Annotated in this window: 15 protein-coding genes and 1 tRNA gene; 7 read left to right on the top strand and 9 right to left on the bottom strand. The window is 37.0% G+C overall.

Annotated elements, in window-relative coordinates; translation table 11 throughout:
• The coding region (locus ACFQO1_RS12945) for a proprotein convertase P-domain-containing protein (protein ID WP_380218591.1) at positions 1-2,943 on the bottom strand (2,943 nt) is incomplete at its 3' end.
• A gap of 214 nt (positions 2,944-3,157) precedes the next feature.
• On the opposite strand from ACFQO1_RS12945, the gene ACFQO1_RS12950 reads away from it, so the two are divergent.
• Positions 3,158-6,439, top strand: a complete 3,282-nt coding sequence (locus ACFQO1_RS12950) for a VCBS repeat-containing protein (RefSeq protein WP_380218592.1) — start codon at positions 3,158-3,160, stop codon at positions 6,437-6,439.
• A 9-nt stretch (positions 6,440-6,448) separates the two neighbouring features.
• The gene (locus tag ACFQO1_RS12955; RefSeq protein WP_380218593.1) at positions 6,449-9,727 is read left to right on the top strand and encodes a VCBS repeat-containing protein; all 3,279 of its coding nucleotides are present in this window, start codon (positions 6,449-6,451) and stop codon (positions 9,725-9,727) included.
• On the opposite strand, the gene ACFQO1_RS12960 is transcribed toward ACFQO1_RS12955, so the two are convergent.
• A complete protein-coding gene (locus tag ACFQO1_RS12960) occupies positions 9,724-10,389 on the bottom strand; it encodes a uracil-DNA glycosylase family protein (protein ID WP_380218594.1) in 666 nt (221 codons plus the stop codon). The two genes, ACFQO1_RS12955 and ACFQO1_RS12960, sit on opposite strands and share 4 nt — an antisense overlap.
• Positions 10,390-10,398: 9 nt before the next feature.
• Positions 10,399-11,160, bottom strand: a complete 762-nt coding sequence (yaaA, locus tag ACFQO1_RS12965) for a peroxide stress protein YaaA (RefSeq protein WP_380218595.1) — start codon at positions 11,158-11,160, stop codon at positions 10,399-10,401.
• 192 nt (positions 11,161-11,352) lie between these two features.
• On the opposite strand from yaaA, the gene ACFQO1_RS12970 reads away from it, so the two are divergent.
• On the top strand, positions 11,353-13,104 hold the full coding sequence (locus ACFQO1_RS12970; protein ID WP_380218597.1) for a T9SS type A sorting domain-containing protein: 1,752 nt from the start codon (positions 11,353-11,355) through the stop codon (positions 13,102-13,104).
• A gap of 52 nt (positions 13,105-13,156) precedes the next feature.
• Here ACFQO1_RS12970 and ACFQO1_RS12975 read toward each other — a convergent pair whose 3' ends face one another.
• Positions 13,157-14,212: an RluA family pseudouridine synthase gene (locus ACFQO1_RS12975; protein ID WP_380218598.1), complete on the bottom strand. Its 1,056-nt coding sequence runs from the start codon at positions 14,210-14,212 to the stop codon at positions 13,157-13,159.
• On the bottom strand, positions 14,199-14,822 hold the full coding sequence (locus tag ACFQO1_RS12980) for a PASTA domain-containing protein (protein ID WP_380218600.1): 624 nt from the start codon (positions 14,820-14,822) through the stop codon (positions 14,199-14,201). The genes ACFQO1_RS12975 and ACFQO1_RS12980 overlap by 14 nt, the downstream gene beginning before the upstream one ends.
• Positions 14,823-14,952: 130 nt before the next feature.
• On the opposite strand from ACFQO1_RS12980, the gene ACFQO1_RS12985 reads away from it, so the two are divergent.
• Entirely contained in the window at positions 14,953-15,936 is a 984-nt protein-coding gene (locus tag ACFQO1_RS12985) for a D-alanine--D-alanine ligase (protein WP_380218601.1), read from the top strand.
• 134 nt (positions 15,937-16,070) lie between these two features.
• A complete protein-coding gene (coaD, locus tag ACFQO1_RS12990; protein ID WP_380218602.1) occupies positions 16,071-16,508 on the top strand; it encodes a pantetheine-phosphate adenylyltransferase in 438 nt (145 codons plus the stop codon).
• Between the two features lie 54 nt (positions 16,509-16,562).
• Here coaD and rpsT read toward each other — a convergent pair whose 3' ends face one another.
• From rpsT to proS, 3 genes are all read right to left on the bottom strand, one after another.
• The gene (gene rpsT / locus ACFQO1_RS12995; RefSeq protein WP_380218603.1) at positions 16,563-16,814 is read right to left on the bottom strand and encodes a 30S ribosomal protein S20; all 252 of its coding nucleotides are present in this window, start codon (positions 16,812-16,814) and stop codon (positions 16,563-16,565) included.
• A 24-nt stretch (positions 16,815-16,838) separates the two neighbouring features.
• Positions 16,839-16,910 (bottom strand) — tRNA-Glu (locus ACFQO1_RS13000).
• A gap of 109 nt (positions 16,911-17,019) precedes the next feature.
• Positions 17,020-18,495, bottom strand: coding sequence for a proline--tRNA ligase (gene proS / locus ACFQO1_RS13005; RefSeq protein ID WP_380218604.1), 1,476 nt, complete (start codon positions 18,493-18,495; stop codon positions 17,020-17,022).
• A gap of 130 nt (positions 18,496-18,625) precedes the next feature.
• On the opposite strand from proS, the gene ACFQO1_RS13010 reads away from it, so the two are divergent.
• Together ACFQO1_RS13010 and ACFQO1_RS13015 are read left to right on the top strand one after the other, a co-directional pair.
• Positions 18,626-19,621, top strand: a complete 996-nt coding sequence (locus ACFQO1_RS13010; protein ID WP_380218605.1) for a hypothetical protein — start codon at positions 18,626-18,628, stop codon at positions 19,619-19,621.
• Between the two features lie 20 nt (positions 19,622-19,641).
• Positions 19,642-21,159 carry an OmpP1/FadL family transporter gene (locus ACFQO1_RS13015; RefSeq protein ID WP_380218606.1) on the top strand — a complete coding sequence of 506 codons (1,518 nt, stop codon included), beginning with the start codon at positions 19,642-19,644 and terminating at the stop codon, positions 21,157-21,159.
• 73 nt (positions 21,160-21,232) lie between these two features.
• Here ACFQO1_RS13015 and ACFQO1_RS13020 read toward each other — a convergent pair.
• Positions 21,233-21,360 (bottom strand): T9SS type B sorting domain-containing protein (locus ACFQO1_RS13020; RefSeq protein WP_380218154.1); only part of this gene is annotated, 128 nt, incomplete at its 5' end.

The raw sequence follows: 21,360 nt of genomic DNA on the forward strand, positions 1-21,360 counted from the left end.
AGGATCTAATGTAGCTACACCGTTGTCATCCAATTCAATTGTAAAGTCCATGCATACTAATTCTGGAGCTGTATCATCAGTAACTTCAACAACAGCAGTACAAGTACTTACGTTTCCAGCATCATCAACCACCGTGATCTCAACATCATTACTTCCTACGTCTTCACATGTGAAGCTCACCATTGTTGGATCTGCTGAAGCATCGATACATAATCCATTAAAACTATAAATACCATCTGCAGGACCTGCTGCAGTAAGTGTCCAAGTAGTACCACCATCATTACTAGACTGCATAAATGCACCCATCACAGATAAACTATTGGTTGCAAAGAAGCCATTATTACCCCCTGCAGTTGAAACCGATGTAACACCTATCCAATAGGTTGCAACATCTGTAGTACTTGCATTAGCAAAAGTAAAATCAGTAACATCTAAATTATATCTAATCTCATCGAATGCAGTAATACCAAGAGGTGCAGGAATTCGTTCTGTTTCAGTAGGAACTATCGTTTCAGAACCAATCTGAGCACCAGGAATACCAGCATTGTCTTCATAATAAGTTACATCAACACTCGGGAATTGCACACCATTTCCAGCAATAAAGATTACATCCATATCTCTAAGAATAAAATTAGTATTAGGATCTACTGTAAAATCATTAGCGAAAATATTGACATTTAAGAATCCAGCTCCATTATCTAATGGTCCAGGATTAGCTGAAGCACACGTTGGTGCAGGTCCACCCGCTGTAATTGTAACAGGCCCACAGTTATCTGTTGCAACAACTAAATCTGCAGCAGGAATAGTTGCAGTACCATCTGCCATCAAAGTTACTGGGAACGGTGTTGGTGGATTACTATCGTCAAAACTAAATACAAGACCTAGTGTGTTAACGGTTCCTCCATCACCACCTACTTGATCATCTATAAACATTGTCCAAGTACCCATTGTAGGCTCACCAATAAATGCAGCTAATGGATTTGTTGGTTGATAATTATCTTCTGCAAAAGCTTGTCCTGGATTAACATCCACACAATTCCCTGCTAATACATTTGGAGATTCATCATCTAAAGTCATAACTAAGTCATCTCCTCTACAACCATCATCAAATATTACAACACTAGTTCCCATTGGAGAAGTTAATGTAATTTCTAAATCACCAGTCCAAGTATGATTAATATCAAGATTAACATTAAGGTCTTCTATAGTAGTATCTAAAGATACATCAAAAGTCTGCGTATAATCTACACTAGAAGCTGGTCCAATTGGAGCTCCAGGAGAAACTGAAACGGTAGCTGGAGAAGCAGTAAATGCACCTTCACAAGCAATTACTGGAGCTTCTGTGTCTTCCACTGTAATGTCTACTGAACACGTAATTGTGTTAGCACCAGAATCTGTATAAGAATATGTTACGGTTGTAGTTCCTAATGGGTAGAAATCTGTAGCATCTGCGCCACCTGCGTTATAATCGTTTGTTACATCTGCAGGATCAACAGGACAGTTATCCATAAATACTGGAGCTGGTACTGTTACAATTGCACCACAATCTCCTGTGTCATTCCCTACTGTAATATCGTCTGGACATGTAACTGTTGGAGCATCTACATCATTTACAACTACTGTAAAATCACAAGATACAGTGTTTCCATCACTATCTGTAGCTTCAAAAGTAAGTACTGTTGTTCCTACTGGAAATTCATCATCTGAATTAAGTCCAGTCATGTCTGTTCTTGTAACGGTAAGTGGTCCATCTTCAGCATCTACTGCAGAAGCATCAGAGAAAGAGATCACAGCACCACATTGTCCAGGATCGTTATCTACAGTTAAAGTACCATCTGGCCCCATTCCTGGAATAGCTTCTGGACAAGAGATTACAGGAACAGTTCCTACAAGGCCTCTGTCTTGAAATAAAAGACAAAAATCATTTAAAGAACCTCCTGAGTTACCACCATTAGTGATAGTCAAAGTCCAGTCTCCATTGATTTCAACACCTTGAAATGCACCACCTATTTCACCATTGAAAGGACCACCTTCAGCCTCAAATGGAGGATTATAAGAAGCTGCATCATTCCAATCGTTAACATCACTACCACCGTCTTCAATAGAAAAAGATTGAGGAAGGTCTAAACCATCTGCACCACCATCATTAGCAAAAAGAGTTACCGTGGTTGTACCATCTGGAGCAGTTAAAGTAACAACTAACTCATTAGCAGTGTCATGTTGAAATGTATCAAAGAAAGCGTTTACAAATTCAAATTGATTGGTGTCTTCACCAATGATACCCATTTGTGTTTCAGTAACAGTCACACTAATTGATTCGCCAGGCATCATAGCTGGAATCAAAACTGGCAGCGTAGCCATCGTATCATCACTAGCACAACTCGCACCTGCAGGGGGTGGAGGTAAAATTTCAGAGAAAGTTATACTATAGTCTGTTAATGAACCACATCCAGCACCCTCAAATGTTTCCGCCACATTCAATGTCCAGTTACCACTTACAGGTTGACCAGCAAAAGTACTTGCAAAAGTGCCTCCAACTGGAATAAATGTACCGCCAGTACTAGAAGCTCCAGAACTTGTCGTTGCAGCACTGTCATCAAAAGTAACGTTGGTAAATGTACCCGTACCGCCACTACCATTCACTAATGCTAATGTAGTCCCCATAGGAGAAGTAAGTGTAATGTCTACATCGGTCCAAGTATGATTTACCGTCAGGTTTACATTATCGAGAGTATAGTCCCCTACTCCTGTTCCAATGTTTCCTGAAAGTGACGACGCATCCGCAGCACTATTAACATTAGTTGCTGTTTCTCCACAATCACCATCAACCACATTATCAATGATAACAGTCGAGACATCTGCACCAGGAAAGGTCTGCGCGCTTACCTGCCATATACAGCAGCTTACCAGCAACGCTAATAAATTTAAAGTAATTTTTTTCATAATAAATTGTAAAATTTAGTTAATATTTAAGTACGCAAGATATAAAAAATAAAACAAAACAAAATAAAATTATAACTTTTTTTATTTGATAACAACTTTAGCAATCAGGGCATTGGCAGCTCTCAAAGTCTATCTCTATTAAAATTTATATCAAATATTAAAAAACGATCCTACTTTTATATATTTGTAATGTTAACAATTTTAAGATTATTTTATGAAATCATTCTATTCTTTGATACTTCTTATAGTTTTAAGCATAGTATCATGTAAAAAAGAAAATACTAGTAAAACAGGTGATCTTACAAACAGTGCTACTACCTTATTTACAAAAATAAAAGCAGACGAAACGAACATTTATTTTAAGAACAATATCCAACAAAGTGTAGACTTCAATTTTATGAATTATATGTATATCTACACAGGAGCTGGTGTGGCAGTAGGTGATATAGACAACGACGGATTAGAAGACTTGTATTTTTCCTCCAATTTCGAATCAAATAAACTTTATATCAATAAAGGAGATCTATCTTTTGAAGATATAACTGAAAGCTCTAAAACAGAGGATTTTGGTGGATTTTCTACTGGTGTAAGCATGCTGGACATCAATAATGATGGCTGGCTGGATATCTATGTTTGTAAAGCCGGTTCTTTGGGCAATGACAATGGAAGGAAAAATAAACTATTTATCAATCAGAAAGACAGGACTTTTAAAGAAGAAGCAGCAATCTGGGGATTAGATGATTCTGGATTTTCAACACAGGCCTATCAGCTAGATTATGATAAAGATGGCGATCTTGATATTTACGTTGTTAATCATAGATACGATTTTAATAATAACGATAAAATTAATAGCGATATTCAATTACAAATTGAAGAAACTACAAGTGACCAATTATACCGTAATGATGGCACTAAATTTACAAAAGTAACAGGTGAAACAGGTCTCTATAATAAAGCTTGGGGCCTTAGCGCAGTGGTATCAGATTTTAATGAAGATGGATGGGATGATATTTTTATTGCGAACGATTTTCTGGAACCAGATGTATTATATATTAATCAGAAAGACGGTACTTTTAAAAATGAAATTTTGAAAAGAATTAAACATATCTCTACAAATTGTATGGGAAGCGATTTTGCAGACTTGAATAATGATCTTTCACAGGATTTAATTACCGTAGATATGCTTTCTGAAAATTATGCTAGAGCCAAAGAAAATATGGCTTCGATGAGTACAGCAAATTTTAATGCTATGGTCGACATTGGCTATCATCATGCCTATATGGCGAACATGCTTCATATAAATAAGGGAAAAGGAAATTTTATAGAAACATCACAATTAAGTGGGGTTGTAAAAACAGACTGGAGCTGGGCTCCTTTGTTAGCCGATTTTGATAATGACGGTCTTAAGGATATTTTCGTAGCGAATGGTGTTGATAGAGATTATACAAATCAAGATGCACGAACTAAAATGAGAGAAATTATGGCAAAAGGTGAAAGCCGAACGCTTGATGAAGTGCTTGAAATGATGCCGACTTCTAGGATGCAAAATTTTATTTACAAAAACGAAGGAGATTTAAATTTTACAAAAAAAATAGAGGAATGGGGCGTCAATGATCCTACTTATTCAAATGGCGCTGCCTATGCAGATCTTGACAATGACGGGGATCTCGACCTTATAATAAATAATTTATATGATCCTGCTGGAATTTACAGAAACAATTCTAACAATAATTATGTACAGTTTAAATTAATTGGTCCTGAAAAAAACAAACAAGCATTAGGCACAAAAGTTTGGGTTGAAAATGATGGAGCCATTCAACTTTTAGAGCAACAAACTGCAAGAGGCTATGAGTCTTCGGTAACACCTATTTTGAATTTTGGATTAGGACAAGATCCTACCATTAAAAATGTATATGTGCAATGGCCTGATGGAAAAACTACTACCATTACAAATCCAAAAGCCAATCAAAGACTCACAATTGACTATAGCCAAGCTACCAATGAACGATTGGCTTTACCAACTGTAATCAATAAAAAGAAAAATACAGATGTGGCTTCCTTGGGACTTGATTATAGGCAGCAGGAAAATGAGTTTAATGACTATGACCTTCAGTTGTTGATCCCACAAAAGCAATCTACTAAAGGAACAGGTATTGTAAAAGCAGATGTAAATGGTGATGGACTAGAAGATTTCTTTGTAGGGAATGCTGCCGGAGCTCCTGCAGCTATGTACTTTCAGAAAGCAGATGGAACCTTCAGCAAACAAAACGAATCACTTTGGAAGGCTGAAGCCAAGTACGAAGATGCTAATGCGCTCTTCTTTGATGCAGATGGAGACGGCGATCAAGACTTATATGTAGTAAGTGCTGGGTATGAAATTGGTGAAAACAATCCATTGCTTCAAGATAGGTTGTATATCAACAATAACGGAAGCTTTTCAAAATCCAATGCGTTACCCAAAATGCTTATCTCTGGTAAAAGTATTGCCGCAGGAGATTATGATGGAGACGGTGATCTTGATCTATTTGTAGGAGGTAATGTAATCCCAGCAAAATATCCTGTAGCCCCTCAATCGTTTCTGCTGAAAAACGACAACGGAACATTTAAAGATGCTACTCCCTCTAATCAAGACTTGAATGAAATTGGAATGATTAGCGACGCGCTCTTTACAGATTATGACAGTGATGGAGATCTCGATCTTATGGTCGTGGGCGAATGGATGGCTCCTACCCTGTTTAAAAACACCAACGGAAGCTTCGAAAAAGCAACCACTACAGGACTGGAGAATACCGAAGGTTGGTGGTTTGCAGTACAGGAAGGAGATTTTGACGGCGATGGTGACACAGATTATATGCTGGGAAATATTGGTAAGAACAATAAGTTTCAGCCTAAAGAAGATAAGCCACTATATATCTACGGAAAAGACTTCGATGATAACGGAAGCTTTGATGTGGCCATGAGTAAAATAAACAATGGAAAATTGGTTCCGGTACGAGGGAAGGAATGTAGTAGTGAACAAAATCCGTTCTTACTTGATAAAATTAAAACCTATAAAGAATTTGCCAGCCTTGACATGAATGATATCTACGGGGAAGATAAATTGAATGACGCGTATAAACGTACCGTCCACATGTTTGAAACAGCCTATGTTGAAAACTTAGGCAATGGAACCTTTAAAGTCAAAAAACTTTCTAACGTAGCCCAATTAGGACCTACCCTCTCTTTTGTTGCCAGAGATTTTAATAGCGACGGCCATATGGATATTATGGGGATAGGCGCCATTTACGATGCAGAGGTTGAAACCATACGCTATGACAGTAATTTTGGATATGTACTACTAGGTGATGGAAAGGGTAATTTTGAACACGCTAAAGAATTTGACCCTAACATTAACAGTGATGCAAAAGACATTACTCCTATCACTATCAACGGCAAGCAAAATTATATGGTCGTAAGTAATAATGCACCTCTTGAAGTCTTTACCTTAGAACCTTAAGCTAAAAAAATGAAAAAAATTTGTGTACTATTAGTTGCTCTCAGTCTATTTGGATGTTCTAAAAATAAAGATGATATAAGAACTGGAAATTATACAGATTCTGCTTCTACATTATTTACTAAAATTACCTCCTCAACTTCTGGGATTACTTTTAAAAATGATATAGTAGAAAGCTATGAGTTCAATTTTTTAAATTACCCGAATATCTATTCTGGGGCTGGTGTAGCAGTAGGCGACATTGATAATGATGGATTAGAAGATATTTATTTAGTTTCAAATCAGTTTTCAAATAAGCTATACAAAAACAAAGGAAGTTTTGAATTTGAAGACATAACTACTACTTCAAAGACTGGTGAAACAGATGGGTACGATACCTCTGCAAACATGCTGGACATTAATAGTGATGGATGGCTAGATATCTATGTTTGTAAGGCAGCTTCGTTAGGTAACGATGAAAAGAGACGTAACAAATTATTTATCAATCAAAAAGACGGAACTTTTAAAGAAGAAGCTGCTCTCTGGGGGTTAGATGATCCAGGATTTTCTACTCAAGTCTACCAGCTGGATTACGACAAAGATGGTGATCTTGACTTATATATTGTAAACTTCAGATACGATTTTAAGAATAATTCCAGAATCAGCGGTGAAATACAAGCTCAAATAGAGGAAATAACCAGTGATCAATTGTATCGTAATGACGGTACTCGTTTCACCAAAGTAACAGGAGAGGCAGGTCTTTACAATAAAGCATGGGGTCTTGGTGCTGCTATAGGAGATTATAACAATGATGGTTGGGAAGATATTTATGTAGCCAATGATTATCTGGAGCCAGATTTTATGTATATCAACCAGCAGGATGGTACATTTAAGAATACAATCAATTCAAGCTTAAAACATATTTCTTTTAATAGCATGGGTGTTGATTATGCAGATATTAATAACGATTTATTGCCAGATATAATCAACGTTGATATGCTTGCTGAAAATTATGCGAGATCAAAAGAAAATATGGCTTCCATGAGCACTGCCAACTTTAACGCCATGGTAGATATAGGGTATCACCATGCCTATATGGCGAATATGCTTCATATTAATAATGGGAATGGAACATTTAAAGAAACATCCCAATTAAGTGGGGTTGTAAAAACAGACTGGAGCTGGGCTCCCTTACTCGCAGATTTTGACAATGATGGACTTAAGGACATATTTATAACCAATGGTGTTGTTAAGGATCATACCAATCAGGATTTTAGAAACAATATAAAGACTTTGAATAAATCGGGTAAGTCGATTTCGTTGGAAGACGTTTTAGCTATGTTTCCTTCTGAAAAACTTAACAATTACATTTATAAAAATGAGGGAGATCTAAACTTCAGTAAAAAAATTGAAGAATGGGGACTTGACGATCCTTCTTTCTCGAATGGTGCCGCTTATGCAGATCTTGATAATGATGGAGATCTCGACTTGATTGTTAATAATGCTAACGATGAAGCAGCAATTTATAGAAATAACGTAAACAATAATTATCTTCAAATTAAAATTCAAGGACAAAAAAATAATCCCTTAGGTATAGGAGCTAGAGTATATGTGGAAGATGCTAATAATATTCAACTACAAGAATTATATACTGCAAGAGGCTATGAGTCTTCGGTAACACCTATTTTGAATTTTGGATTAGGACAAAATCCTACCATTAAAAATGTATATGTGCAATGGCCTGATGGAAAAACTACTACCATTACAAATCCAAAAGCCAATCAAAGACTCACAATTGACTATAGCCAAGCTACCAATGAACGATTGGCTTTACCAACTGTAACCAATAAAAAGAAAAATACAGATGTGGCTTCCTTGGGTCTTGATTATAGGCAGCAGGAAAATGAGTTTAATGACTATGACCTTCAGTTGTTGATCCCACAAAAGCAATCTACTAAAGGAACAGGTATTGTAAAAGCAGATGTAAATGGTGATGGACTAGAAGATTTCTTTGTAGGGAATGCTGCCGGAGCTCCTGCAGCTATGTACTTTCAGAAAGCAGATGGAACCTTCAGCAAACAAAACGAATCACTTTGGAAAGCTGAAGCCAAGTACGAAGATGCTAATGCGCTCTTCTTTGATGCAGATGGAGACGGCGATCAAGATCTATATGTAGTAAGTGCTGGGTATGAAATTGGTGAAAACAATCCATTGCTTCAAGATAGGTTGTATATCAACAATAACGGAAGCTTTTCAAAATCCAATGCGTTACCCAAAATGCTTATCTCTGGTAAAAGTATTGCCGCAGGAGATTATGATGGAGACGGTGATCTTGATCTATTTGTAGGAGGTAATGTAATCCCAGCAAAATATCCTGTAGCCCCTCAATCGTTTCTGCTGAAAAACGACAACGGAACATTTAAAGATGCTACTCCCTCTAATCAAGACTTGAATGAAATTGGAATGATTAGCGACGCGCTCTTTACAGATTATGACAGTGATGGAGATCTCGATCTTATGGTCGTGGGCGAATGGATGGCTCCTACCCTGTTTAAAAACACCAACGGAAGCTTCGAAAAAGCAACCACTACAGGACTGGAGAATACCGAAGGTTGGTGGTTTGCAGTACAGGAAGGAGATTTTGACGGCGATGGTGACACAGATTATATGCTGGGAAATATTGGTAAGAACAATAAGTTTCAGCCTAAAGAAGATAAGCCACTATATATCTACGGAAAAGACTTCGATGATAACGGAAGCTTTGATGTGGCGATGAGTAAAATAAACAATGGAAAACTGGTTCCGGTACGAGGGAAGGAATGTAGTAGTGAACAAAATCCGTTCTTACTTGATAAAATTAAAACCTATAAAGAATTTGCCAGCCTTGACATGAATGATATCTACGGGGAAGATAAATTGAATGACGCGTATAAACGTACCGTCCACATGTTTGAAACAGCCTATGTTGAAAACTTAGGCAATGGAACCTTTAAAGTCAAAAAACTTTCTAACGTAGCCCAATTAGGACCTACCCTCTCTTTTGTTGCCAGAGATTTTAATAGCGACGGCCATTTGGATATTATGGGGATAGGCGCTATTTACGATGCAGAGGTTGAAACCATACGCTATGACAGTAATTTTGGATATGTACTGTTAGGTGATGGAAAGGGTAATTTTGAACACGCTAAAGAATTTGACCCTAATATTAACAGTGATGCAAAAGACATTACTCCTATCACTATCAACGGCAAGCAAAATTATATGGTCGTAAGTAATAATGCACCTCTTGAAGTCTTTACCTTAGAACCTTAAGAACAAAAGAATTTTTTATATTGTACTATCCGGAAATCGATCGTCGTCATTTCCGGATATTTCTTTTTAAGAGTCTTGTATTCTTGTAATGCTCCTACTGCTCTATTGGCTGCTCCACTTGGGGCGGTTAATGACACCGTAGTGATTTTCCGAAGTGATGTTGATAATACGAAGGAATGAATCCTAGGAATGGTATAATTTTCTAGCTGAAGTTTCAATCCATAGCTTTTTAAATGTCTTCTGAAAAAGTATTCTGGACCGTTCTTACTGTTCCCACCTGTAAAAAGCAGTGTAGTAATTGCTGAATGTTCTTCTAGCACCGAAACTACATCACGAAGTTCAACATCCTGCATTCCCAGATCACTGGCATCTATCTTCTCCCGTTTTGCTGAAGCTACTATATCACAAATTCCTATACCTTTTGAAGCTAAAAAATCTTTTCGTTGCGCAATAGCAGCTTCTGTAGTCTCAAAAATAAGATCTAGTTTAAAGATGGTATCTAGAATTGGCCATAGCTGACCGTCTCTGCTTCCGTAACAAAAGTGAACATCTCCTTCTTTTAAATCGCCTGTGGTAAATCGTGGCGGTGGCAGTGTGCCAACAATTAGCTTTGTAGTGTTTTTAGGAATAAACGGTTCATATGGATGATGGTGATAAAACAAGTAGACGTACTATCGAATAAAAACAGGTTCATTTTCATGTTCCGTATGAGCTTCACTATAAGCATATCCGTCATAGTCAAAACCTTTAAGGCCTCGCAATGTTTTTGTATTGTGATCGATTACATAACGCGCCATACTCCCACGAGCTTTTTTAGCAAAAAATGAAATAATTTTGAGCTTTCCATTCTTAAAATCCTTAAAGACCGGAGATACTATTGGAGCTTTCAACTTCTCTGTATTTACTACTTTAAAATACTCCTGACTCGCAAGATTAAGGAATAATTCACCTTCTTCTAATTCTTTGTTTAGAACTTCTGTAACTTGATCACCCCAGAATTCGTAAAGATTTTTTTTACGATTGATTTTTAAATCAGTCCCCATTTCCAACCTGTAGGGTTGTATGAGATCCAAAGGCCTCAACACCCCATACATCCCACTTAAAATACGGAGAGTACTGTTAAGTGTATCTATTTTAGCATCAGGTATCGAATACGCATCCAATCCCTGATATACATCTCCTGAAAAAGCATATACGGCTGGACGTGAATTTTGTTTTGTAAATGGAAGTTCAAACTCTTTATACCTGTGATAATTTAACTCGGCAAGATTATCACTAATACTCATTAACTTTTTAAGGGCATTTTTCGACTTTCGTTCCAGTTTAGCGTTTATGGTTTCAGCTTCAGAAAGAAAGAGAGGCTGCGTGCCACGTGTCGTGGGTAAGTCGGTTTCAAAGTCTAGAGATTTTGCAGGGGAAACTACGATTTTCATAGGTATATTCTTTTTAGTAAAAATAATAATATATAGTCACTATAAAAGCTTCCGCTAAGAACAATTCATTATTTAGAAATAAAGAAAGTCAATAATTTGTAGAAGGCATAGACCTAATACTATTAACATTTAATTAACTAATTGAAATTTCTATAATCAATAAATTTAAAAGTAAATCAAAAAACTCAAACTATGAAAAAACTATTACTAGCAGGGAGCCTTTTAATAAGTTTCGGCTTAGCTCAAACAAATGCACAAGAAGCAAGAAAAGCAGTGCTTAATGAAGATGGTACAATTAGTACAACTGTCATTGATGCGCCCCAACTTCCACAGAACAATGAAAACAGACAGCCGCCTTCTGAATTATTTTCTTTGGATTGGCCAGCAAATCCTGCGGTGAAGAACTCCCGGGGTACGACTTTAGCAGATCTTGATGGAGATGGAATACAGGAGATTATTTATGGAGCAGATACAGAGCTTCTAGCAATAAAAGGTGATGGCACTATATTATGGCAAAAAACCGTTGAAGGTCCTATTCTATTGCCTCCTACCGTTGTTGATCTGGATGGCGATAATGTTCCCGAAGTAATTGTAAATACAGGATATCCAACTACGGTAGGGAGAATATATGTCACAGATAATGTAGGGAATGACCTAGCAGGATGGCCATTAAATTTTGACGATGATTGGATGATCAATGCTCCCGTTGTTGTGGATCTTGATGAAGATGGAAATTTAGACATTATCACATGCAGACGCGCAGGAAGTACCGAAGGGTATGTTCACGCTTTAAAACTCGATGGCACTCCCATAAATAGCGGTTGGCCGGTGCAATTAAATGCCACCCCTGCTTTTACTCCTTCTATAGGAGATATTGACGATGATGGACTCAATGATGTGGTTATTGCAACATCTTCAACAGGAATGTATGCCTTTAACAGTAATGGTGAATTACTATCTGGTTTTCCTTTGGTAGATAGTGGCGTAAGATATTCTTATCAATCGCCTACCTTAGTAGATTTGGATGGAGATGAAACTCTTGAAATTGTTGGAGCTAATCATGGAGATTCTCCAGGATTTTACGTTTTAAACCACGATGCAACTTACGAAAGCGGATGGCCTATTGCAACCTCTGGATGGACTTATTCTACTCCTACTGTTGTAGACTCTGATAGTGATGGTAATTATGAGCTATTTATGGCAGATAGAAATACAAGTAATGATGGAAGTGACTTACCAACTTTGTTTGGCTTTAACGCCGATGGTACAGCTCTTCCAAATTTTCCTATTTCCAAATATGGAGGAAATGAAGGGGTAATCACGATAGCCGATATAAATAATGATGGAGTCTTTGAAGTTATCTTCGGAAGCGTAATCACAGACATGAGTGGTGTAGGTTACATACACGCCTACTCAATGGACGGAAGCGGTGAAGTAGCAGGTTTTCCACTACGACCACAAGGATTTACCTTTTTAAATGGAGCTGTTATTGGTGATGTGGACGGAGATGGAATGATGGATCTTACAGCTAATTCGGTTAATCTTAATACTGGAATGGACAATACATATATTACAGTATACAACCTTGATGTACCATATAATGAAGATAAAATCCTTCGTAATGGGTATAAAGGTTCTAACAGCCGTCAAGGACTTTTAATGGCAGAACCTACTGCAGGAGTTGATGAATTTGATAAAAACGCAGCATTAACTATATCTCCAAATCCTTCAGAGGGGTTATTAAGAGTTTCTGTTCCAATACACATGGAAACAGCATTGTTAAACATTTCAAGTATCGATGGGAAATCTATATTTTCAGCAGAAATTTCTTTAGAAAAAAACAATCCTTATGAATTGCGTACCGATGCCATAAGAAGTGGTTTATACATAGTAACAATCTCTGGAAATCATAGAACGTTTACAGCAAAATGGGTTGTTAAATAATTGTGTTTATTTCAAAGTAACTAAAAAGGCTAAGAAAATTCTTAGCCTTTTTTTATTCTATCACATGCTTGGAGTAGTTACGCCATCTATCCAGACAAGTTTCGATATCTTCTGGTATATCTGCTTCAAATTTCATAAATTTTCCTGTCGTTGGATGCACAAATCCTAATGTTCTGGCATGTAAGGCCTGTCTGGGTAACACCTTAAAACAATTATCTACAAATTGTTTGTATTTACTAAACGTAGTACCCTTTAATATTTTGTCACCACCATACCGCTCATCATTAAACAACGTATGTCCTATATGCTTCATATGAACCCGAATTTGGTGCGTACGTCCAGTTTCTAATCTGCAACTTACCAAGGTCACATACCCTAGATTTTCTAATACTTTATAATGAGTTACGGCTGGTTTCCCTTTCTCCAAATCATCGTCATTAAGAAAAACAGTATTCTGAAGTCTGTTTTTAGGGTGACGCCCTATATTTCCTTCAATAGTACCTTCTTGTTCTTCAACATTTCCCCAAACAATGGCAATGTATTCCCGCTCGGTCGTCTTATTAAAAAACTGACGAGACAAATGGGTCATAGCCTCTTCAGTCTTGGCTACGACTAATAATCCGCTGGTATCTTTATCAATTCGATGTACCAAGCCTGGTCGATTGCTCGAGTTGTTAGGGAGATTATCAAAATGAAAGGTAAGTGCGTTAATTAAAGTTCCACTATAATTACCATGCCCTGGATGCACGACCATTCCAGCCTCTTTGTTTACAACCAATACATCATCATCTTCATAAACAATGTCAATAGGAATATCTTCTGGAGTCAGCAATAACTCATAGGGCGGATGTTCAAAAAGAACTGTGACGATATCATTTGCTTTTACTTTGTAATTTTGTTTTACAACAACATCGTTCACATAAATATTACCATCTTTGGCTGCCTTCTGAATTTTATTACGAGTAGCATTTTCTACCTTATTCATAAGATACTTATCCACACGCAATGGAGATTGACCTTTATCTGCTACAAATCTAAAGTGCTCGTAAAGATCATCATTACCTCCGTTCTCATTAGGATCCTCAGGAAATTGTTTAGTTTCCGTCATCTGAAGAAAATTCGTTGGTGTCTATACTTTCTTCTGAATCTTCACTAAATTCCTGAACCCTGTTTCTGGATCCGTCACCTATGATCAAATCAATTTTTGAAGTTTTCTGAAGTTCTGTTCCAGGCTCCAATTTTGTACCGTTGTAGCGCATTTCCAGCACCTGATCACTTATGTGCGGACGAGTACTTATTTTACCGATCTCAAATCCTGAAGCCAGCAACGTTGGTACTGCTTGCCTTTCGGTCTTAGAGGTGACATCTGGTACTTTGATTTTTCTATAGCCTGAAGGATTTAATGTCAAATAGATCTTTCGATCTTCTTTTACAAATTTACCAGCTTTTGGGATCTGTTCAATAACAGCGTATTTTGGAAAATCTGGATTGTAATTAGCCGAATCTAATATTTCATATCGCAAGTCGTTGTCATCGAGAATATCTTCTACTTTATCCAATGATAACTTGGACAGACTAGGAACTTCTATAGTATCCCCGTGATTTGTGGTACTTCGTAACCACCATAAAACTAGGAAACAGAGAATAATTACTGCCAAAATAGCAAATAGTAATTGCTTTAAAAATGCCTTGGTAGTTAAGAATTTTAAAAATGTCATGCATTGAGGATTAAGAATACAAAAATAGTAAACCTAAAGTTAGTATCTTTCTATGGATTAATGATATTTTTGTTAGACCGAATTAGATTACATTTGGTAAGAACGTAAACGTATGTTTTAAACTTTTGTTATGGCAAAAAAGTGTGTAGCAGTAGTTATGGGAGGTTACTCTAGCGAGTATGAAATATCTTTGCTAAGCGGAGGAATTGTAATCGAAATGCTTGACAAAAATAAATATGATGTTTTTGCAGTGCATATTTTAAAAACTGGATGGTATTACGTAGCCCATGATGGTACAAAATACGATCTAGACAAAGGTACATTCAGTTTTACATACGACGGAAAGAAAATCACACCAGATGTAGTTTTTAATACGGTTCATGGAACTCCTGGCGAGGATGGACACCTTGCTTCTTATTTCAAATTGCTGAACATTCCGCAGACAAGTACAGGATTCTATCAAGCTGCATTAAGCTTCAATAAACGTGACTGTTTATCGGTCTTGAAAAATTTTGGAATCAAATGCGCAAATTCGGTTTACGTTAATAAAGGAAGTGACATAACTCCTCAAGAAATTGTTAAAGTAGTAGGTTTACCTTGCTTCGTAAAGCCCAATCGCGCTGGTTCCAGTTTCGGAATTTCTAAAGTAAAAACCTTAGAGGATTTCGATGCAGCATTTACCAAAGCTTTTAAGGAAGATTCAGAAGTGATTATAGAAACAGCTCTTAAGGGAACTGAAGTTTCGGTAGGAGTCTATTCACATAATGGAGCCTTACAGGTTTTCAATCCTACTGAAATTGTTTCAGAAAATGATTTCTTTGACTATGAAGCAAAATATTTAGGAAAGTCGCAAGAAATTACTCCTGCTCGTATTTCCGAAGAAGAAACGACAAAAGTAAAGTCTGAAGCACAGAAGATTCATAAGTTACTCAATATGAAAGGTGTGACTCGTAGTGATTTTATTATTCAAGATGGGATTCCGCATTTTATTGAAATTAATACTACTCCGGGACTTTCTAAAGAAAGTATCATTCCGAAGCAAGCAAAAGAGGCAGGAATGAATTTAACAACATTTTTTGGTATTCTTGTGGAAGAAGCACTAGCAAATAGCTAATCAAATTTTACTATATAGGTTGCATCGCAACATACTGGAACTAAATTTGTATCTTAGAAGTCGTTTATTGATGGCTTATTGAATAATTTGACACCACTAACCCTTAAAAGATACTCGCGTACGCGGGAACAACTATGAGAATTGCTGTATTTCCAGGTTCGTTTGACCCAATTACCTTGGGACACGTAGATATTATACAACGGGCATTACCACTATTTGATAAGATAATTATCGCTATAGGTGTCAATGCTGCCAAACAAACTATGTGGACATTGGAAGAACGAAAATCCAAAATTGAAGCTGCGTTTAAAAATGATGCGAAGGTGATGGTAAAAAACTATACAGGATTAACTGCTGCATTTTGCAAAGAACAAAAGGCAAATTATATCTTAAGAGGCTTACGAAATACTACAGATTTCAATTATGAACAAACTATTGCGCAAGCAAATGAAAAGGTAAATGGAGTAGATAGTATTTTTCTAATAAGCAGCCCAGAGTATTCTCACATCTCTTCCTCTATTGTTAGAGATATTGCTCGTAACGATGGAGATTACAATAGTTTAATTCCATAAAAAAACTCTTACAGTTTCCTGTAAGAGTTTTCAATTTCATAAAAGAAAGACAACTTAAAGTGCAGCTACATGCTTTGCCATTTGTGACTTTAAATGACCTGCTTTATTATCATGGATAATATTTTTCTTAGCTAGTTTGTCAATCATAGAAACAACTTCTGGAAAAAACTTCTCAGCCTCTTTCTTGTCTGTAAGCTCTTTCAATTTCTTGATAGCGTTACGCGTAGTTTTGTGTTGGTAACGGTTACGTAAACGCTTCGTTTCGCTGCTTCTAATTCTTTTTAATGCCGACTTGTGATTTGCCATTTTCTTTTCTTAAATCTTAATTTGTAGTCCGTAGGGGAATCGAACCCCTGTTACATGGATGAAAACCATGCGTCCTAACCCCTAGACGAACGGACCATTTTGTTAATCTAACCACTTTATGAAACTTAAAATAGTTCCTAAGCGGATGCAAAAATACAACTAATTTTGAATAGTGCAAATTCAAAATAACTTTTTTCAAAAAAAATTAATATGCCTTTGCAAAAAGCACTCTTCTTTCTGAAGGTTTTCCTGTAACCATACAGCTTCCAGAGCTTGTATTAGCATCTAATGGAATACATCGTATGGTTGCTTTTGTTTCATTTTTGATACGTTCTTCTGTTTCTTTAGTTCCATCCCAATGCGCAGAAACAAAACCACCCTTCTCTTTTATAACCTTTTTAAACTCCTCATACGTATCAACTTCAGTTGTATGTGAAGCTCTATGCGCTAATGCTTTACTCAACAAATTTTCTTGGATCTCTTCTAATAACGTTTCAATCTTTGAGACCACTTTGTCTTTTTCAATAAATATTTTTTCAAAAGTATCCCTTCTCGCAAGTTCGACCGTACCCTTTTCAATATCCTTAGGACCAATTGCAATTCGCACTGGCACTCCTTTCAGTTCATATTCATTAAACTTCCATCCAGGTTTATGTGTATCTCTGTTATCAAATTTAACACGTATTCCTTTTACCCTCAAATCACTAATAATAGAATTTGCCACTTCACTCACCGCTTCTAACTGCTCTTCATTTCTATAAATAGGGACGATCACTACTTGGTCTGGAGCCAGATTAGGAGGCAATACCAAACCATTGTCATCACTATGTGTCATGATCAAAGCACCCATTAAACGTGTTGAAACCCCCCAAGAAGTTGCCCAAACATATTCTTGACTTCCTTCTTTAGTTGCGAACTTTACATCAAAAGCTTTTGCAAAATTCTGTCCTAAGAAATGAGAGGTTCCTGCCTGAAGTGCTTTACCGTCTTGCATTAATGCTTCTATACAATAGGTTTCTAATGCCCCGGCAAACCGTTCACTTTCTGTTTTCACTCCTTTAATCACAGGCACTGCCATAAAATTCTCAACAAAGTCTGCGTATACATGCATCATTTGCTCTGCTTCTGCTATCGCTTCTTTTTTAGTAGCATGCGCGGTATGTCCTTCCTGCCATAAAAATTCTGTAGTTCGTAAAAATAGTCGTGTACGCATTTCCCAGCGCACTACATTTGCCCATTGATTAATTAATAAGGGCAAATCCCGATAGGATTGCACCCACTTTCTGTATGTGTCCCAGATAATAGTTTCTGAAGTTGGACGCACAATGAGTTCTTCTTCCAATTTTGCATCTTCATCAACCACAATACCGCTTCCATCTTCCGCATTTTTTAAACGGTAATGAGTTACAACAGCACATTCTTTTGCAAAACCATCTACATGGCTAGCTTCTTTGCTAAAATAAGATTTAGGAATAAAAAGCGGAAAATAGGCGTTTACATGACCCGTCTCTTTAAACATGCGATCAAGCTCTTTTTGCATCATTTCCCAAATTGCAAATCCGTAGGGTTTTATAACCATACAACCTCGCACCCCAGAGTTTTCAGCAAGATCTGCCTTGATTACCAACTCATTATACCATTTCGAATAATCTTCTTCGCGTGTAGTTAAATTTTTAGCCATATTCCGGGGTTTGGCACAAATGTTGTGACTTTGTTAATGTTTAGTAATAGAATACAAAATTACTTATTTTTATAACGTACAACAATTAATTCCTGCAATTATGCATACACGATACACACTCCTAAAAAATTTGAAACCCGCTCTCTTGTTGGGTGTTCTTACGGTACTTTTTAGTGCCTGCGGAACCTACAATGATTCGGTAAATAGAACCTCTGATGGTATTTACGGCGACGAATCAGTAGGTTATGAAACGGAAGTAAATACCAACGGAAAATCCAACTACTACAAACAATATTTTGAATCCAAAGACAAGGATTTTGAAAACTTACCAGAAGACGGAGCTATTTTTACAGATATTGAAGCGTATTCAACTACCGAAACAATTGACGATGAAGGGTACATCGAGGTTGAAGAGCGATATTATGATGAAGGCTATGGTGCTTGGGGAACCAACAGCGATGAAGTTACTGTAAATATTTACAATAATGGTGGATTTGGATATGCTGGATTCGGATATGGCGGATTTTGGAACAGACCTTTCGGATTTTACAACAATTATTGGGGTTTTGGATATCAACCTTACTGGAATGTAGGCTTCGGCTTTGGTTGGGGTAATCCTTATTATGGTGGATTTTATGGCTGGGGTAATCCTTATTATGGTTTTGGACATCCTTTTTATGGTGGATATTATGGCTACGGGTATGGATATGGCTACGGAAACGGTTACGGGTATGCTTATAACCGTGGAAGAAGAAATACAGATTACAGCAGAGGTCGTGGATACAGCGGTCGCACAAATGCAAATACTGCAGGAAGAGGTTCTTACACAAGAGGTGAAAGTGCCCGCCGCATCAATGCTGCAACGAGTAGAATTCGAAATAGCAATACAAGAACTAATACTACCCGAAGTTCAAACACGCGAGTTATTAGATCCACTCCAACTCGTAGATCCAATACGAGAACGATTAGAAATTCGCCAACTAGAAGTTCTAACACAAGAAGTATTAGAAATAGTTCTCCTAGAACAAGAAGCTCAGGAACTGTTAGAAGTTCAGGGAGCTCAAGGTCAAGCGGATCTTCATCGAGAGGTGGAGGAAGCTCAAGAAGAGGCGGAGGACGCGGATAAAAAACAAATAGTATAATTTTATGAAAAAGATAATTTTTACGGTCATGGCTTTTACAGCTGTGACCTTTTCGTTTGCTCAAACAGTATCCGATGGTTTGCGATACAGCACAGACAACACTAACGGAACAGCAAGATTTCAGGCTATGAGTGGTGCTTTTGGCGCCCTTGGCGGGGATCTATCTTCAGTAGGAATTAATCCTGCAGGAAGTGCTATATTTATTCAGAATAGCGCTACCATTTCTTTTGCTGTAAATGATTCTGAAAATGATGCAACATATTTTAACAATACTACTACTGGAGTAGATACCGATTTTAGTTTAAATCAGGCAGGAGGAGTATTTGTATTTACCAATCCAAATGAAGAATCCCGTTGGAAAAAATTTACGTTGAGTATAAACTATGACAATACAAATAATTATGATGATGAGATCTTTGTACGAGGAACAGGAAATACTTCTATTGCGCAGTTCTTTTTAGCCCAAGCACAAGGAATTCCATTAGACCTTTTACAGCTTCAGGCAGGAGAAACTATTGATGATTTATATGCATTTCTTGGGCAAACTGAAGGTGTAAGTGCTCAAAATGCTTTTTTAGGGTTTCAGGGATTTATATTTGATCCTGTTACCAATGATCCAAATAATACTGAATACATTTCGAATATCGCCAACGGAAGCTTTAATCAAGAATTTTCTGTAAATACAGAAGGTTACAATGGTAAGTTTACTTTTAACGCAGCAGCTCAATACGGTAATGATTTTTACTTCGGAATAAATTTAAATTCTCATACGATAGACTATAACCGAAGTAATTTCCTCTTTGAAACAAACTCAAATAGCGGAAGCACAACAAATCAGGTGGCTTTTCAGAATAACCTTTCGGTTTTGGGAGCTGGTTTTTCTGCCCAAGTAGGAGCCATTGCCAAACTAGGCGACTCCTTTAGATTAGGTATTACTTACGATACACCTACTTGGTATACTATTTCCGAAGAGACAACTCAATTTCTAGAAACAAGAAGAACTGAAAATGATCAAACATTCATTGCAACTGTAGACCCACAGGTAATAAATGTTTTTCAAGAATATGACTTGCAAACCCCGGGCAAAATTGCTGCTAGTGCCGCTTATATTTTTGGAAAGAAAGGCTTAATTAGCTTTGATTATTCATACAAAGATTATTCAGCTATTGAATTTGGTCCTACAAATGACCCCTTTTTTTCAACTCAGAATTCTTTAATCGAAACTACTCTAAAAGGAGCCAGCACTTACAGATTGGGAGGTGAATATCGCATTAACAACCTAAGTCTTCGTGGCGGATATCACTATGAAGAAAGTCCATATCAGAATGAATTAACAGTAGGAGATATTAACGGATTTTCATTAGGTTTTGGTTATAACTTCGGAAACTACACCTTTGACCTTGCCTACTCGCGAAGTGAACAAGATAGGAACCGTCAATTATATCAGGTTGGACTTACAGACTCGGCTGCAGTTAACGCCGTATATAGCAATCTAGTTTTTACATTAGCTTTCTCATTATAACAACATTTGAATTCATAAAAAAACTCCTAACGATTGTTAGGAGTTTTTTTATGAAGAAAGTATTCTTACATTTCTATCTTTTTAGGGTAAAATGCCCTTTAAATTCTTTAGGGGTTTCGTCTTCCATATATTCTACCCTAAACCAGTAATCACTCGATGGCAATGGATTTCCATTATAGGTACCGTCCCATCCTGCCGATT

Origin of the sequence: Jejudonia soesokkakensis (genome assembly GCF_042664795.1) — a bacterium.
GTDB classification, from domain to species: domain Bacteria; phylum Bacteroidota; class Bacteroidia; order Flavobacteriales; family Flavobacteriaceae; genus Jejudonia; species Jejudonia soesokkakensis.

What these genes read in the sequence shown, in the direction of transcription:
- ACFQO1_RS12950 (WP_380218592.1), top strand. Translation starts at nt 3,158, where the DNA reads ATGAAATCATTCTATTCTTTGATACTTCTTATAGTTTTAAGCATAGTA.
- ACFQO1_RS12955 (WP_380218593.1), top strand. Translation starts at nt 6,449, where the DNA reads ATGAAAAAAATTTGTGTACTATTAGTTGCTCTCAGTCTATTTGGATGT.
- yaaA (WP_380218595.1), bottom strand. Translation starts at nt 11,160, where the DNA reads ATGAAAATCGTAGTTTCCCCTGCAAAATCTCTAGACTTTGAAACCGAC.
- ACFQO1_RS12970 (WP_380218597.1), top strand. Translation starts at nt 11,353, where the DNA reads ATGAAAAAACTATTACTAGCAGGGAGCCTTTTAATAAGTTTCGGCTTA.
- ACFQO1_RS12975 (WP_380218598.1), bottom strand. Translation starts at nt 14,212, where the DNA reads ATGACGGAAACTAAACAATTTCCTGAGGATCCTAATGAGAACGGAGGT.
- ACFQO1_RS12980 (WP_380218600.1), bottom strand. Translation starts at nt 14,822, where the DNA reads ATGACATTTTTAAAATTCTTAACTACCAAGGCATTTTTAAAGCAATTA.
- ACFQO1_RS12985 (WP_380218601.1), top strand. Translation starts at nt 14,953, where the DNA reads ATGGCAAAAAAGTGTGTAGCAGTAGTTATGGGAGGTTACTCTAGCGAG.
- coaD (WP_380218602.1), top strand. Translation starts at nt 16,071, where the DNA reads ATGAGAATTGCTGTATTTCCAGGTTCGTTTGACCCAATTACCTTGGGA.
- rpsT (WP_380218603.1), bottom strand. Translation starts at nt 16,814, where the DNA reads ATGGCAAATCACAAGTCGGCATTAAAAAGAATTAGAAGCAGCGAAACG.
- proS (WP_380218604.1), bottom strand. Translation starts at nt 18,495, where the DNA reads ATGGCTAAAAATTTAACTACACGCGAAGAAGATTATTCGAAATGGTAT.
- ACFQO1_RS13015 (WP_380218606.1), top strand. Translation starts at nt 19,642, where the DNA reads ATGAAAAAGATAATTTTTACGGTCATGGCTTTTACAGCTGTGACCTTT.